This window comes from Vibrio sp. NFR, assembly GCF_027587095.1.
Taxonomy (GTDB): Bacteria; Pseudomonadota; Gammaproteobacteria; order Enterobacterales; family Vibrionaceae; genus Vibrio; species Vibrio harveyi.
Window position 1 is genome coordinate 421,609 of record NZ_JAPPTN010000002.1, and the last position, 15,869, is coordinate 437,477.

At 43.1% G+C, this 15,869-nt stretch carries 15 protein-coding genes; 4 read left to right on the plus strand and 11 right to left on the minus strand.

From position 1 onward, the window contains the following. Positions 1-189: 189 nt before the first annotated feature. Positions 190-603 (plus strand): DUF6795 domain-containing protein, encoded by a 414-nt coding sequence (locus tag OH463_RS05470; protein WP_333482789.1) that lies wholly within the window; start codon positions 190-192, stop codon positions 601-603. A 133-nt stretch (positions 604-736) separates the two neighbouring features. Here OH463_RS05470 and OH463_RS26265 read toward each other — a convergent pair whose 3' ends face one another. From OH463_RS26265 to OH463_RS05490, 5 genes are all read right to left on the minus strand, one after another. Continuing rightward, complete coding sequence (locus tag OH463_RS26265) at positions 737-1,201, minus strand: DUF6795 domain-containing protein (protein WP_313905200.1); 465 nt, start codon at positions 1,199-1,201, stop codon at positions 737-739. A gap of 402 nt (positions 1,202-1,603) precedes the next feature. Beyond that, positions 1,604-2,908, minus strand: coding sequence for a dicarboxylate/amino acid:cation symporter (locus OH463_RS05475; RefSeq protein WP_005437888.1), 1,305 nt, complete (start codon positions 2,906-2,908; stop codon positions 1,604-1,606). 320 nt (positions 2,909-3,228) lie between these two features. Then, positions 3,229-4,293 (minus strand): DUF4056 domain-containing protein, encoded by a 1,065-nt coding sequence (locus OH463_RS05480; protein WP_269990761.1) that lies wholly within the window; start codon positions 4,291-4,293, stop codon positions 3,229-3,231. A 9-nt stretch (positions 4,294-4,302) separates the two neighbouring features. After that, on the minus strand, positions 4,303-5,427 hold the full coding sequence (locus OH463_RS05485; protein ID WP_114092882.1) for a BamA/TamA family outer membrane protein: 1,125 nt from the start codon (positions 5,425-5,427) through the stop codon (positions 4,303-4,305). 12 nt (positions 5,428-5,439) lie between these two features. Then, positions 5,440-6,279, minus strand: a complete 840-nt coding sequence (locus tag OH463_RS05490; RefSeq protein WP_005447451.1) for a hypothetical protein — start codon at positions 6,277-6,279, stop codon at positions 5,440-5,442. A 284-nt stretch (positions 6,280-6,563) separates the two neighbouring features. Between OH463_RS05490 and OH463_RS05495 the strand changes: the two genes are divergently transcribed. Then, on the plus strand, positions 6,564-7,160 hold the full coding sequence (locus OH463_RS05495; RefSeq protein WP_029788340.1) for a TetR/AcrR family transcriptional regulator: 597 nt from the start codon (positions 6,564-6,566) through the stop codon (positions 7,158-7,160). A gap of 28 nt (positions 7,161-7,188) precedes the next feature. Here the strand turns inward: OH463_RS05495 and OH463_RS05500 are convergent, their stop codons facing one another. Further along, complete coding sequence (locus tag OH463_RS05500) at positions 7,189-8,460, minus strand: DUF1835 domain-containing protein (protein WP_269990765.1); 1,272 nt, start codon at positions 8,458-8,460, stop codon at positions 7,189-7,191. Between the two features lie 325 nt (positions 8,461-8,785). After that, complete coding sequence (locus OH463_RS05505; RefSeq protein WP_009698016.1) at positions 8,786-9,679, minus strand: LysR family transcriptional regulator; 894 nt, start codon at positions 9,677-9,679, stop codon at positions 8,786-8,788. A 109-nt stretch (positions 9,680-9,788) separates the two neighbouring features. Between OH463_RS05505 and OH463_RS05510 the strand changes: the two genes are divergently transcribed. Both OH463_RS05510 and OH463_RS05515 read left to right on the plus strand, forming a co-directional pair. Then, positions 9,789-10,097, plus strand: coding sequence for a monooxygenase (locus OH463_RS05510; RefSeq protein WP_101959789.1), 309 nt, complete (start codon positions 9,789-9,791; stop codon positions 10,095-10,097). Positions 10,098-10,101: 4 nt separating this feature from the next. Further along, positions 10,102-10,473: a hypothetical protein gene (locus OH463_RS05515; protein ID WP_269990768.1), complete on the plus strand. Its 372-nt coding sequence runs from the start codon at positions 10,102-10,104 to the stop codon at positions 10,471-10,473. A 113-nt stretch (positions 10,474-10,586) separates the two neighbouring features. On the opposite strand, the gene OH463_RS05520 is transcribed toward OH463_RS05515, so the two are convergent. The 4 genes from OH463_RS05520 to nfsA form a co-directional block, all read right to left on the minus strand. Continuing rightward, on the minus strand, positions 10,587-12,737 hold the full coding sequence (locus OH463_RS05520) for a polysaccharide biosynthesis tyrosine autokinase (RefSeq protein WP_009698013.1): 2,151 nt from the start codon (positions 12,735-12,737) through the stop codon (positions 10,587-10,589). A gap of 30 nt (positions 12,738-12,767) precedes the next feature. After that, positions 12,768-13,208, minus strand: coding sequence for an arsenate reductase/protein-tyrosine-phosphatase family protein (locus tag OH463_RS05525; protein ID WP_005447459.1), 441 nt, complete (start codon positions 13,206-13,208; stop codon positions 12,768-12,770). A 71-nt stretch (positions 13,209-13,279) separates the two neighbouring features. After that, on the minus strand, positions 13,280-14,401 hold the full coding sequence (locus OH463_RS05530; protein ID WP_017818404.1) for a polysaccharide export protein: 1,122 nt from the start codon (positions 14,399-14,401) through the stop codon (positions 13,280-13,282). 534 nt (positions 14,402-14,935) lie between these two features. Further along, the gene (gene nfsA / locus OH463_RS05535) at positions 14,936-15,658 is read right to left on the minus strand and encodes an oxygen-insensitive NADPH nitroreductase (protein WP_017189686.1); all 723 of its coding nucleotides are present in this window, start codon (positions 15,656-15,658) and stop codon (positions 14,936-14,938) included. Positions 15,659-15,869: the final 211 nt, after the last annotated feature.

Here is a 15,869-nt window from a genome sequence, read left to right on the forward strand (position 1 = left end):
CAAACATGTTCAATGTTTGGTTTAGTTCAAATAAGAAATTGTTATTTTTAACATTTACTCAAAGCACACGAGCTCGTCGTAATGTTGTTTACCGTGGTGGATTTGGTCTATTGGAAAGTATACTTTCGGATTCAAGTTTTTAGCTAAGGGCAGCCTTCCATGTACAGGTATACGCCAGATATCCGGGGGATGTTAACTTTGAACGGAACACCGTTGTCATCTCAATTAGTGGTCCTTCGAGTTGGTGTTCGTGGAACCATACATGAGTTTCAAACTCTTACTGATTCTAGCGGAGCGTTTGCCTTCCCTGCATTTGAAGAGCGTAAATCTCAAGGCATATTGAGCCTAAATCAGAAATACGTGCTCGTTTTCCTGAAGACTCATCTAGCAAATGGAGAAGAGGTGACGATATGGGAGTCTTCAATTGATGGTTATGAGACTTATGAGTTTGCTAGAGAAAATATGGGAAATTTGAATTGTGAAGTAACCAATGAAGTTTACTACTTCGCTTTTTCTTATTTTGGAAATGGTGAAGATGATACTTATGTGTACAGTCAGTGCAAACTAACTGGTTATGTGGAATCAGGAGTATACGAAAGTTAAGTAGTGAATTCCTTTAGAGAAAAATTCTGAGAATGAGCACTTTGATTGATATGTTTAAACTTGATTGAGGCGTTCAGGTATAGCTTTTGCTTTTAAAGAACTTTGAGTTTAATAATCATCACAATCATAAACTCTATGAAAAATGTCTTTTATATAAAAATCCATTTAAATTGCAGGAGCTAACCACCATTAGATCTCGAGCATTTTCTAGGTTTATATTCTTGAAAAAGTATCGAAACTCGGTATCTTCAAGCTCACAGTAAAGATTACTTAAGTTGTCCTCTATAAATATAGGTGGTGAAACGTAGTTTAACTGAGACTCCCAAATATATTTCTTTTCTTCATTTATATAGGTGTATATCCCTATGTATGAGTATGTTTGATTCAAAGCGAATTCTTTGAACCTTTGAGAATGTATGACTGGTTTAAAGTGAAATTCACCTAACTCATTAGTACTTGAACTCCTTTTGTAAGTATTCTTTAAAAAATTAGCTTCTAAGTAAACCGTTAGATTTTCTAGAGGTCTTTGATCAAGAACTAAAGTACCTTTTATCTCTGGGCTTAATGTATATTTAAATTTCTTAAAAAAATCGAACATACTTTCGTTGAAACCTAATGCAAGTATTGGATATGATAAAATGAATAAAAAAGACTATTTTTAAATATGAAATTATGATGTATGTATCTTAGTACCAACCTAATTATCAGACTACTATCTATCGCGATTTGGTTTTGATCTTTAATTTGATAATGGAATTTGTATCTCTGTATGATGAAAATGTCCCATATATCATTTTCAAAGTGATAAACATAGGCCAGTTATCTTAACCCTCTAGATGAACTAATATAGAATCTAACTACTTACCGATTAGTAATTGAAACAACCTCGGGGGACGAGAATTTTATCTAAACCTTTTTGATTTCGGGTTTATTGGAAATAAAAAACCACCTCAGAATAAGGTGGTTTTTGCTTAGACAGGATAATTTAGTTTAGAAGGGTTTAAGCTTCCGCGCGTTTCAGATGCACTTCTTCTTCGGCGACCCCAGCTTTTGGATCGTTGAAGCGAGTTTCATCCAGTGCGCCTTCCGATTTAGCAACAATGATAGTCACTGCGCTGTCACCGGTGATGTTTACTGCGGTACGAATCATATCAAGTAGACGGTCAACACCCATGATAAGTGCAATGCCCTCTAGTGGCAGACCTACTTGGTTCAATACCATTGCTAGCATTACTAGACCAACACCAGGAACACCTGCGGTACCGATAGACGCCAATGTTGCCGTCATGATAACCATTAGGTAGTCACCCATAGTTAGGTCGATGTTGAATGCCTGCGCGATGAACGCTGTCGCCACACCTTGCATGATCGCCGTGCCGTCCATGTTCACGGTTGCACCTAGCGGTACTGTGAACGATGATACGCGGTTCTCAACACCCATACGGTGCTTAGCCGTTTCCATTGTCACTGGAATGGTCGCGTTTGATGATGCTGTAGAGAAAGCAAACATGATTGCGTCTTCCATCTTACGTAGGAACGTAATTGGGTTTAGACCAGTGAAGCCTTTTAGCATCAGACTGTAAGTCACAAGGCCGTGCAGCAATAGCGTACCTGCTAGTACAACGAAGTATTCAGCAAGGTTGAAGATTGCGCTTAGACCAAGACCTGTAAACAGCTTCGCCATTAGGAAGAACACACCGTAAGGCGCAAGGTTCATCAGAATCGCAACCAATTTCATGATTACTTCATTCAGATCAGAGAAGAATGCTGCGATACGCTCGCCTGGCTTACCTGCTGCACTGATCGCGATACCGAATAGGACGGCGAACACGATAACTTGCAGGGTTTTACCTTCTGCCATTGCGCTGATTGGGTTAGTCGGGAACATATCAATGATCACCTGACCCAAAGATGGCGCTTCTGCTGATTTGAATGAACTTGCTGCGGTTAGGTCTGCACCAGCACCCGGCTGGAATAGCGTACCCATGGTTAGAGCAAGTGTGATTGCGATAGCGGTTGTTGCTACGTAGAAAGCAAGGGTTTTACCACCCATGCGACCCAATGTAGATAGGTCTTTTAGAGAGCTGGTACCACAAACTAGCGAAACAAATACTAGCGGTACAACAAGCATTTTTAAGCTGGCAACGAAGATCTGTCCACCAACTTCGAATAATCCATTAACAATGTATGCGTCGACAAATCCGTTGTCGGCAAAAAGTGTGCGAATTGCAAATCCTGTCAAGATACCCGCTACCATACCCAAAATTACGCGGCTGGTGAGCGACATCGGTTTCTTGGTATTCATGAGAACACTCCTTATAGTTATGCACCTTGAGTTCACTTCAAGGCGGCGTGCAGATTAGCAGCGGAGTGTGAAAATACGAAAGAATAATCCTCTGAATGGTCGATAGATGTGAAGTTAGTCACTTTAAAAAATAGAATATTAACCAAATGGCAACTAAAAGGCTGGTTGAAATGTTTGTTAATTAACAAATTTATCGAATTTACAACCGATAGAAATGAATTCTTACATTCTTGATTGGTAGAAAACTGTTTGCATACAAGTAGAGGGCAAGATGCCAAGTGCATAACTAGGCATCTTTTATTCAGTTGTTTATTGCGGTGTTATTTCAACGGAGGGCGGGTTTGGTTATCGATGGTACGAGCAAAATCTGAAATCTGTTGATAATCTTTAGGTGTCCAAATTGATTTTGAGGTCAGAGACTTAGGCAGTGCTGAGAAGGCTTTTTCATTGTCGCTTGCTCTAAACTCTACGCTCATCCACTGGTCAATTGGTTGTTGATCGGCAAAGGTCGCGGATAACGAAAGCTCATGGTTTGCACCAGAGTAGTTGGGCGTTAAGTTCAGTGCCATATGGTAATCTCGGAATCGAACTACCCATTTATCAGGTAAGCGTCGCGAGCTATCCCACCAATCACCATCGAGTTGCTGGATTTTCTGTTTCGTTATCGCTTTCGATTGAGCTTTTAAATCCTTTAAAGCTTGTTTGAAAGCGCTGTCCATGGCTCTAGAAAAGCCTTTTTGATCGAGCTCGGGGTTGTCCAGTAATACTTGCTTGGCTAATTTTGCGCCGAGCATGTTGGAGTAGAGGTCTTCGGATGAAAAGGCAGATGCCAGCTCTTTAAATCCGCTAACGGACACCATACCGAACCACTGAGCTATTTCATGCCATTGAGCCAGTCGAAACGCGGTTAGCGCTGCTGCTTGAGCACTGCGATCTAGCTTCTCTTCTTCGCTAAGCTTCTCTTTTTGTTCATACCAACGAATACGACGAACACGAAGTTCTCCAGGCAAGTCCAGATGCGCTGCGCGACCGAGATAATGTTGATTTAGGGTGAATAAATAATAGGTGTAATCTGCGGTATCACGGACGTGGGCAGTATCAATAAACCCGCCTAGTTCGGTAAAGATAATGCCGTTAGCTTCTTCATTCAGACCTAGCAGGCTACCAGAGACAGACTCACTGCCATCGTTATAGTGGTGAGTACCCACTTCGTTGCTGGATAAGACATTCTCAAGAGAAAAGAATGGAACAGGCACGCTTCCTAGTTGCGCTTTGAGATCGACACCAAATGCACAGCACGGTCTTACGCCAACCGGTGCTTTCAGTTCTTGCGCGTGGACGAGTCCACTACAAAGGCTCAGTAGTAATAGTGCTGTTTTCTTCAAACCCTACTCCTAGAATGCTTCATTAATTTGGAAATAAAAACCAGTGCTGTCTTTGCCAACGCCCAAATCGACGCGCACGTTAATACGTGCCTTAAAGGCAAATCGATAACCAACCCCGACAGTAGGTAACCAGCTACTTTTAAAGAGGTCGTGATAAGTCGGTGCGATATTACCGGCACCTAGCCACCCAACCACACCATGACGACCCGCAATGGTATGGCGAATCTCTACTTGTGTAGAAAGCTGGTGTTTATCGCGATATTGCCCTTGGTAGTAGCCACGCATACGCTGGTCATCACCTAGCTGGGCGTAATCAAACCAAGGAGCGTTACCGAAAATCGATTGTGAATATACCTCCATTGCGATAATCGTAGTGTCAGACCATTGTTGGTAAACACGATAGTTAGCAACGAGGTTGTCGTAGTCTTCATCACTACCGAGTGAATCTCGGTTCGCTATCCATTCAATATCGAGAAACTGTCCACGCATTGGGTTCGGCTCGAAATCACGCGTGTCGTATTCCATTCCAACTAAGACACCACTGCTGGTGGCATCGGCAACTTCTGAAGGGAGAATATCGCCATCGACACCGTCGACCTTACTGAATGACTGCCATTGCCAGCCAAGTTTGGCGTAAGTATTTGGTGCGACTTCAACGGCGATTTTTGGGCTCAACTGTAAACGTTGCCCTTCATACTGCACTTTGTTGTTCTCGTTTTCTGCGGCTTGGCTGCCAATACCCCAATAGTAACCGGGGGTATGGCTTATCCATGCCTCACCTAAAAGACGGACTTTGTCATTTTTTAAATAGGTGCGATTGTTTAACCCCAAGCCGTAAGAGCCTGAGGTTGAACCATAAGAAGTAACGGTGACGGTCGAGTAAGGATCGCCTTTTTGCCAGTCATAAGGCGTGTACAACCCCACTGCAGCAACGCCAATACCAAACCCTTGTTCTGGGTTAACAAAAGGACCTGGTAATACGCCCCAGTCGATTAACTTAGATTCATCCACGGTCTCACTTGAACCAAGCTTGGTCAGGATGTCATCCATTAAGCTACTTTCGTCTTGCTGCATAGCAAAAGCAGATGACGAACTAAGCAGCGCGGTGAGCGCAAGAGAATAAGAGGCTTTCATCTTCTTGTTACCCTAGAAACGACGGTCTAAAGAGAAGAAGATGCTTTGACGATCTCCAAAACCGGCTTCACCCAAAAGGTACCAATCTTCATTAATTTGGTATTGCATGCCTGCGATGGTGTTCCATTCAGATTCTAAACGCTGTTTTACTTCAAAACGCGCGCCTGATGGGATTACGCCACCTAAAGATTGTGGTAGTCCAAGATCTTTGAGTGAACCAGAGAGTTCTTGCTCGACATCTTGATACATAGCACCAACCCAAAATCGAATTGGCACGCCATTTTGATGGAAGTCGTAACCAACACGAGGAGATACAACAAGCGCATCAATTGAACCGTCAATAACGGTTAAATTGGTTTGAGTGTAACTTGCATCGACCAGTGCGAACCATTGGTCGTAGCCGCCGGCAAGTACAAAGCCAAGACCTTTGGTGTAACCGTCAAGGTCTAGACGAAAGTTCTCAATACGTTGTGGTTTCACAAACGGCAACTTAACTTTGACGTTTACATCCGTTTCTGAATAGCCGTCGAGCGTGCCGATCAAGCCATAAACGTTTAAGAAAGGAAATAGCCAGACATCAGCACGCAATGTCATTACATCGGTGGCTTGTTTACCTGGCTCTGCTTGCATATCGACTAGTTTTTCAATCCCGCCCAAGCCTTTTAAAGCGATAGAGTCGACATTGATGCCTTGTTCCATACTCATATAGCTGAGGTTTAAACCGAAAGGTTTTGGCAAATTGTAGCCAAGCGCCTCTGCTTTCTCTTTCCAAATAGGAAGAGAAATGGAATCCGCATTCGCGACTCCGGTAAACAGGCAAGATGCAGCAACAAGCAAAGAAGGTAATTTCATAAGTCACTTCATAAATCGTGGCGATCTCAATGTAAGCGGAAGATAGGTTACTTTTAGCTTATGAGATTCAATTATCGTCACGGAAAAATCACTGCTTTCTCATAAGGAAAAAGCACCAAAACGAGAGTTAAGATCCGCGGCTTTTATGTGTTTTTAGAGAGGCTTCTTAACTTCGGCGAGCGCATCTTACTCTTAAAATTTAAAAAGTAAACTTTAAAGTGTACTTTAGATTCTTGCGCGCTATACTCTGCAGCCACTTACATGAGGTTGGTGAATCTAGAACGATGAAACTTTCGGAAAAAAAACGCATTGCGCTGATTGAAGCGGCTCAACAGGAGTTTATTGAGCACGGATTTAGTGGCGCAAATATGGATAGAGTGTGTGAGCGAGCTGGGGCATCGAAGCGTACCTTATATCGCCATTTTGAAAGTAAAGATGTGTTGTTTATCGAGTCGATACAAAGCGTGCTCGAAACTCAGCGTGCACGATTGCAACTCAATTACTCACCAGAGAGCGATATCGAAACACAACTTAGAACCTATCTGCATGCCAAGTTGGACTCTATGTATGAAGACTTTGGTTTGCCGCTCGCCAAGATGGTGATCAGTGAGTTTATGCGCACACCAGAATTGGCAGAGAACTACCTACACCAACTTCAACGCCAAGATGCATTGCTGGAAAACTGGTTTAAAGAAGCCATTGCGGATAACAAGGTCAAAGCGCTTGACCCAGTCATGATGAGTTGCATGCTAATGTGCTTATTGAAAGGAAACTGTTTGTGGCCACAATTGGTTGCCAATCAAGCGGTGCCGAGTATTGAGCAGCGCAAGAAAGTCGTTGAGGATATTCTTACGCTGTTTTTAGATGGCTACCGACGTTAGTTTGCTTATTGCTTATTGCCTCAAATGTTTAACTCATCACGACATGACGCAGTGTTGATAGAGAGGTGTGATCCCACGTCCAATAGTCTTGTTCTCGGTTATGGAGCCCTCCGACCCAATAGTCTTGAATGAAAAAGTCTTTCCCACTCAAACAAGCTTTGCCACGAGCATTAATACTGACTTGTTGTTCCCACCAATTTTTATCAAATGAATCCACAGCAAACAGTGGTTTTTCCGCTCGTGCGAGTGGTAGTAGCAATGCATAAAACATTACGTCACCGAGGGTGGGAAGGGGCTCTCTTTGCTGACTTCTTTGAAACCAATCTTTAACGGTGATGGCTGTGCTTTGCTCGCCCAATACTTGCAACGCCAAATATTGGGTGAAGCTCAATCCTGACTCCGAGTTAGGCAGTTCTTGAAGGTGTCGTTTCATCACTGCTTTGATATTCGGTAAGCAATCTAATTCATGTTGTTCTAGCAAGTTAAGGAGCGGCTGCGGTGTTTGAGCCCGCAACGCTTGCCAGCAGCGTTTGGCTTGACTGAAAAGCTTCGCTGTAACCGGCTTTCGGTGTTGCCAACATGAGCGGATAGCTTCGGCAGGGAGTTGCCCAAAGCCAATAAACCGTTCTGTTCCTGGAAACTGGTTGAATTCGATGATCTCTATCACTTTACCTACTGTGTTCTCTAACAAGGAGAGTCCTCGAAGTAGCATGAATTGATCATAGGCATCGTGTTCAACCCAAAACACAATACGTTCGTATTGATGGTTAAGTAGAGTATGGATATTGTTTTGCTCAAACTGCGCTACATTTTGAACCGAATCTTTGCGAGCCATCACGGTCAGCAATGTGCCTACGACGTATTGTGCTCGAATGGCGACAAAGCCTTTTTTATCATTGGGAATAGGGCCGATGCACAGTGGATCAATCATAGGTAAGAAATCACCTTCAAACCCGCAAGTCTTTAATAGCTGCTGAATATCGTGCCCACAGCGGACGTGGAGTGTTTTTAAATCTGCATCAAGCGGGTTTGCTTGGTGGTCAATAGCGTGCTTGTGCCTTTCTAATTCCTCTATATGTGCTTTTAACTTGCTCCAACTGGGTAAGCCAAGCTCTCTAGCTAGAGCGTGTTGAACGTCTGACAGCTGGATAGAGTTAGGAGTAAGCGTTTCTGGTTGAGAGTGAAACTGTTTAACCTGTTTGAGTGCAATGGTGTCTTCTTGGCGGATCGCCTTTAAGCGTTTTTTTGCTACAGACTTTTGCTGGTTAAGGTTAATGGAGAAGCTATTGTAAGATTGCATTTTTCACCTTTCTTATCTCTTCCACACTCGCTTTATTAGAAGTTAAAAAGAAGGTAAAAACAGATTGTTCCTGCTAACAAAAGCAGGGTGGTTGAGGTGCCGTGAACCGAGTTCTTTCCGCGAGTGTTGGGTGCTTTAGGCTTGAGCTGCTTCAATGGTATGTAATCGAAACAGGTATCGCAACTTTGAATAATATAAAGAAGCAAAACTGCACTTAACTTCACATAAAACGTTCTAGAACTTAAGCGAGGAGTAAGTTGGAGAAGAGAAAGCATCCATGATGAAGGCTTAAGAATTGCGCCTGTTGAGCTTGTTTTGTGTCGCTCTATCCAACTCGCACTTTGGCACTATCAAGTAGTGTTTTATAGAGGGCAAGGGCGGCGGGTCCACTTTTCGCCCCTTTCGGCAAGGTAAGATGTAGAGCGACTTGATATTGGTTCGAATGTTCAAGATCTATCTCTTTGATGTGGTCGTTTTGACGGTACTCAACGAGATGTTTTGGGAGGCGGCAGAAGCCGACACCTTGCTCAACCGCTCTAAATGCGTGGTCAAAATTATCTACCGTGATTCTTTGACGCGCGCGTAACCAGCCTACGTCTCGCTTCTCTTTGTTTGATTCCCCTAAGTCTCGAACCACAATTTGGCTGGTGGTTGCAAAGTCCGCCAATGAAATATGTTCCTTTTTTGCTAGTGGATGTCGAGCTGCGATCACAGGGACCATAGTGGTAGTGCCGAACGCTTCAGCAGGGTAGTTGGTGATCGGAAGGTTGATGATGGCAATATCCGCAAGTTCATTGATTACCATGTCTGTGGTTTTACTCAGAGAGGTCTCTACAACTTGAACGGAAGTCGTGTTGTTATGTGTGAGAAATTCACTAAGTGGAGTATAGAGCCAACTTGGGTCGCACAAGTGATCGATCGCTACCGTTATCTGTGATTCTACACCGCTATTTAGCTGCTCACTGATCATTTCAAGTTCACGAGCCTGCTCAAGCATTGATTGTGCACGGCGCAACATCGTCTGACCGTGTTCGGTTAATCCGGCCTTACGACCTTTTACTTCTATCAGCTTGATACCTAATTGGTCTTCGAGCTTTTTCACCGAATAGATAAGCGTGGTATGGCTTTTATTGAGCATCACTGCGGCTGACTGAATGCTCCCCGCCTGTTCAATTGCTTGTAGTGTTTGCCATTGCTCTAAGGTTGTTTTGAGTCTCATTAGTCAGTTTTTTCCACAGTTAATGGCAAAATTATGAACTTTTTTGTCAGTTTTATAAAGGTAATAATCTTCCCATCAAAAGCGAGTCAATAAGAAGAGGAGACTCAAGATGGCGAAACTATTGCAAGTTGATTTTGAATTTCATGGTCCGTTTGGTGAAGAGATGTCGAATGCTCTGATCGATTTAGCTAAATCAATTAACCAAGAACCGGGTATGATTTGGAAAATTTGGACAGAAAGCGAGAAAGATAAACTTGGTGGTGGCATCTATCTTTTTGAAGATGAAGCCACGGCGCAAGCCTATCTCGAAATGCACACTGCTCGTCTGAAACAGATGGGGGTTGAACAAGTAAGAGGGCAGATATTTGATATCAACGCGCCACTAAGTACCATCAATCAAGGTCCAATCGGAGCGTAATATTATGACTAACCGCACCTTTCTAACTGTTCATGGCACGGTTTATACGGTATTTGCTTTTGCGTTATTTTTTGTTCCAACCATGATGTGGCCGATGTATGGTGTACAAATCAATGACCAGTACGCACTGTTTTTGTCCCAGCATACGTCAATCTTTTTAGGTGGGGTTGCTGCGGTAAGTTTGATGTTGCGTGATGTTGAATCTGGCAACACGGTGAAACAACTGTTTAAAGCTTTGTTGGTCACGAATGTCTTGGGCGTAGCGATCACTACTTATGCTGGCATCACGGGGGTTTTTGTTGGCTTTGGTTGGAGTGATCCCGCCTTCTTCTTGCTATTGAGTGTGCTCACTTTTCTTCAATTGAAGAAGCAATAATAGAAGCTATCTTAATTAGATCATTATTAAAAAGCCCCGCGATAATTGCGGGGCTTTGTGTTTCTATTTATGGTTTTCCCCAAGTATGCTTAAGTCACTTGGGTGTAGCGACATTACTCACTCTTATAGGCGTAGTTGTAATAACCGTAGCCGTATGAACTCGCCGCTTTCTTCTCAATTGCGTTAAGAATGACGCCTTTGACTTCTACACCCGATTGTTCAAATCGACTGCGAGCGACTTCAAGCTCTTTCGATGTCGTTTGGTCAAAGCGAGCTACCATCAGAGTGGTTCCTGCAATCGCACCAACGATACTAGGGTCAGTCACTGCCAATACTGGCGGTGTATCGATGATCACTAGGTCATACTCTTGTGATGCTTTTTCTACAAACTCAACAAATCGTGGGTGCATCAAAAGCTCAGAAGGGTTTGGTGGTACTTGACCACGAGTAATTACATCTAAGTTCTCAACTTTAGTCGGCTTGATCACCATATCTTGACTAATCTTACCGCTTAAGAAATCAGAAAGACCGTTATCAGCCGTCAGACCAAAACATTGTTGCAAGTAACCTTTACGCATGTCCGCATCGACCAACAACACTTTTTGACCTGTCTTCGCTGCTACTGCCGCAAAGTTTGTCGATACAAATGTCTTACCAATTGAAGGCGCTGGACCAGAGATCATCAGTACGTTGTTTTTCGCTTCCATCATCGCAAAATGAAGGCTAGTGCGAAGTCCACGTAGTGCTTCAATCGAAAGATCCGCTGGGTTTTCTTCTGCCAATAGAAGCAGGTCTTTGTTGCTCTTGCGCTTAAGTTTGCTCGCAACTTCTAATTGTTGTACCGACTTAGGAACACTTGCGTAAACAGAAATACCCGTTTGTTCAATCTCGTCTGGAGAAGTGACGCCGCGGTGGAAAGCGGTTTTAACCAGAACAAAAGCAACGGCAACCATACCGCCTAATAATGTTGCTAGAACAACGATAAGAGGCTTCTTAGGCTTCACTGGAATAGCGTAAGACTGTGCACTATCGATAATGCGTACGTTACCAACGGTACCAGCTTTAATAATGTTCAACTCTTGAACTTTGTTGAGAAGCTGAATGTAGATCTGTTGGTTAACTTCAACGTCACGTGTCATACGTAGGACTTCACGCTGCGTTTTTGGCAGCTTCTGAACTTGTCGGTTCAAACGAGCTTTTTCTTGCAGTAACGTCTGACGTTTATCCAATAGTGATTTATATGCTGGGTGATCCTGCGTGAACTTTTGGCTGATTTCACTTTCTTTGAATGTCAGTTCGTTAAGCTGCGCTTCAAGAGCGACCATCACTTTGAGTGTTGATTGTGCTTCAAGGTTTAAGTCGATCGATTCGTTTTCTTGTCTAAAACGATTCAGTACGTCTTCAGACCCTGTCAGTTTCTCTTTGATTTCCGGTAGGTGATCTTTTAGAAAGTTTAGGCTCTGTTCCGCTTCCGCTGAGTTTCTTCTTACATTCTGTAGGAAGTAGTTTTGCACAACGTCATTCAAAATTTGCTGGTTACGTTCAGGGTATTCGCCTTCAATACTCAGTGACACAATACCTGTTTTCGCGCCACGTTCTGAAATAGACAGTTGTGAAGCCAATCGGTTGATCGCGTCAAGCTTGCTAATTTTTCCGATTGAAAAACTGTCTTCGTTTTGCGCAACCAGTTCACGTACTTTGATGCGGTAGCCATTCATTTCAATCGTTTGACCAACAACGCCAGAAAGCACAATTTGATCTTCAATCATCAGATCAAAACTGCCTTTCTCTGCATCTGTTACCACAAGCTGATGTTTGTAGCCTTGCGCGGTACGTGGCATCTCGAAAGTTGAAACTGAGATGTAATCTTGAGTGCCATTGATGCGAGCAAGACCTTTACCGATAAAAGGAAGATAGTCCGGAGTGGCAATCGTCGTTAGGTTAAATTTATCGACTGTATCACCAAGGATCATACGTGACTTGATGATCTCAATCTCAGTCGTTGCTGACGATTCTGCAGCAAAAAGTTCGCCCATATCGCCGACCATCGCCGAAATACCACCAGAGCTTTTCTGTTCGATCTGAATCAGAGCATCAGCTTTGTAGATAGGTGTCGATAGCAATGCCACGGCAATACCGATTGTTGCAAAGAGAAGCGTAATGCCAATGATGAACCATTTCGCATCTATCAATATGCCAAACAGTTTACCGAGATCGATTTCATCATCGGTTGGTGCAGATGAACTTATAGTTTGGTTAGCCATTGTTTTTTTATTTCGCCAAGTAATCTGAAGTTATAGTTTTTTTGCCCAAGCCTGAGCGGATTGCTCAATCAGAGAAAACGCATGATCAAATGCTTCTCTGCTTTGTCTGTATGGATCTGGAATGTCGACAGAATTCATCCAATGCCCAAACAGCATGGTCTTGCCTCTTGCTTCTGGAACGATCTCAGTTAATGCATCGATATGACCTTGTTCCATTACCAAGATAAGATCTTGTTTCGCACAAAGCTGCGCAGTAAGTTGTTGCGCTTGGTGATTCTCAAGAGAAAACCCTTTTTCCGAGGCAATGAGCGTTGCTGTCTCATCCGCTGGTTTCCCAGTCAGTCGACTTTTCTCAACGGCAATACCGGCTGAAGAAATGGTTTTATTCGGAAGAAGTTGTTGAAGCACTCGTTCCCCAGTCGGAGAGCGACAAATGTTACCTACGCATACGACAAGAATGTTTGAAAACATGGTTTGTTCCTTATCAATAACTATTGGAAAGGGCTTACCTCTTCACATAAGCCCTCTCAAGAACGTCTGAACTACGGCCAGTTTCTAACGCGTAGAACACCTTCTGTAAGCTCATTGAAGCCTGAAATCGTCGGTACTAACTGTGCAATAACGCGGTTCCAACGACTGACTGGTGCAGCAGTAACATACACAATGTCGTAAGGTTCCAAATCAAATTCAGTACCAATCACTAACGCCGCTGCGTCAGAGACATCAAGTTGGTAAATGTCGCCTAATACTTGATTGTCTTGAGATTTTCTGATGACAAAAACGCCAGTTGCATCCGCAGAAAGTTGGTTGATACCACCAACATTGCTTAGAGCCTCGGTCAAGCTCATGCCTGCGCGATCCATTTTCAGTAGCTTAGGATCGTTAACTTCACCCATAACAAACACTTTTTGAGTGTCATTTCTTGGCACATGTACGATGTCGCCAGGTTGAAGTAATCGGTTTTCAGTAAGGTCACCTTCTTGCATTAGCGCATAGAGAGAAATGTTTTCGACTTTGCCTTGGCGTGTCAGTGTGACGTTACGCCAATCCGCATCTTCTGCTAGACCGCCAGCGCGGTTAACTGCATCAAGAAGCGTAAGTGGGATATTGGTGATAGGTTGTTGCCCTGGCTTGTTAACTTCGCCAGTGATGTAAGATTTCTTGGAACGAAATGCCGCAACACTCACATCCACTTGTGGACTCTCAATGTACTTCGCCAACTTGTTAGCAATAATGGTACGAATTTGGCGAACATTTTTACCCGCAACCTCAACAATACCGATGTATGGATAGAAGATGGTGCCATCAGCATGCACCCAGTTACCCGCTTCTTCAGAGCTACGGTAAGAGCCTGCTGGAATGGTAAGTTCAGGGTGATCCCAAATAGTGATATTCAGAATATCGCCAGGACCGACTTCATACTCGTAAGCCGCGAGTTGATGGTCAAGTGTTGGGTTCGCTTTGGTCTCTACATCTGAGCTTTTTAGCTGCGAGACTTTATCAAGAGTCAGTGGAAAGACGTTAAAATCTGCCGCCGTATTGGCGCTGTTGTCTTCAACGATGTGCTTTCCACTCGTGGATAAGTGACTGCCCGGTACTGTACATCCAGCGAGAAGTACAGAGGAAAGGAGTAAACTGCCTAGCTTTGTATAGTTGAAATTCATGCTTTTTCATTCATCTGACGTAAAGAGCGAGTTGCTAAGAACAACATTGTTTTTTGCCTAAACAACAACACGTCACAATTTTATTGGGCAGTATTATTTATTTTAATTTATAAAATACTCAATAAGAAACGGGTTGCATCTGGCGAGCGCACTCTAAAGAATTTTTTGAGGAGGGGCAATAGACGATAAATTGATAAAAAGCCAGCTATATATTGCTGAATTTTATATTTCTGTGCGTTGAGTAGCGTGGATTTGACAAAAGTGTTTATTAATTAGCTCTAATTTTCCGTATCAGCTCACGAAATTTGTAATTTAACAGTTTTTCAATTAGTTATTGATGCGACCATTTTTCTAAAAAAATTTATATGCTTTGCTTTAAAATGTGATGCGTGTCGTATTTTTTATTCTACGTCAATAGCGCTTTGTTATGGTTTTGCCAGAAAGTAGGCAGCGTATGGTCAAAATATGATGTGGGTTCAACAAAGTGATGGTTTGATGAACGATTTCATACAACAAACCATCATTTCAATGATATTAGCGTTTTGCTAGCCCCTTACTGTTCAAGTACGGCAGGATATGAGGTCGCGACTCACCAGCAAGCTTCCCAGTGACTTCTTGCGACCATGTACTCAGTTTTTGATTGCTTGTACGGCTCGCATAATACGCTTGCATAGTTTGATCGTAGCTCTGAATATCATCTAAATTTAGCTCTTGGTATTGATTTTCATGAACAACCACATGTGCAGGTAGGCGTGGCTTTACTTCGGGATTTTGATCGGGATGCCCTAAGCACATACCAAACAACACCGCGCTATTTTCCGGTAAGCCCAATAGCTTATCAACTTGAGCGGCGCTATTCCTTAGTCCTCCAATATATACGCCACCTAATCCCATGGACTCGGCTGCAAGCAAGCAGTTTTGTGCCATGATTCCAGAATCTACTGCTCCAATCAGAGTTAGTTCTGTAAAGTCTGCCTGTACATCAGGATTGATGGTTGCATGGCGCTGATAATCAATACAAAACACTAAGAACTCAGCCGCACTTTCAACATAAGCTTGGTTACCAGCAAATTGAGCCAATTGCTTACGCTTTTCAGAGTCAGTCACTCGAACGATTGAGACGACTTGAAGCATACTAGAAGAAGACGCAGCTAAACCTGCTTGAATGATGGTTTGTCTTTGTTCATCAGTAATAGGAACTGCGGTGAATTTTCGGATAGAGCGATGAGCAAGAATGGTTTCAATCGTATTGTTCATGATGTTCTGGCTTCCTGAAGAGTGGTTCTATTTGGCTGAATCTTCACCATAACGGCATTTATTGGGAGCGTAAACAGAGATGCACTACAAAGTGTGCCACAGGACAAAACTTGACGAAGTGCAACCGAGCAAATTGAACATAAAGTGACGTTATTTATAAACTTGGGTATATACTGATTTTTAATAATCAATAGCTTACCAAATGTGGAGA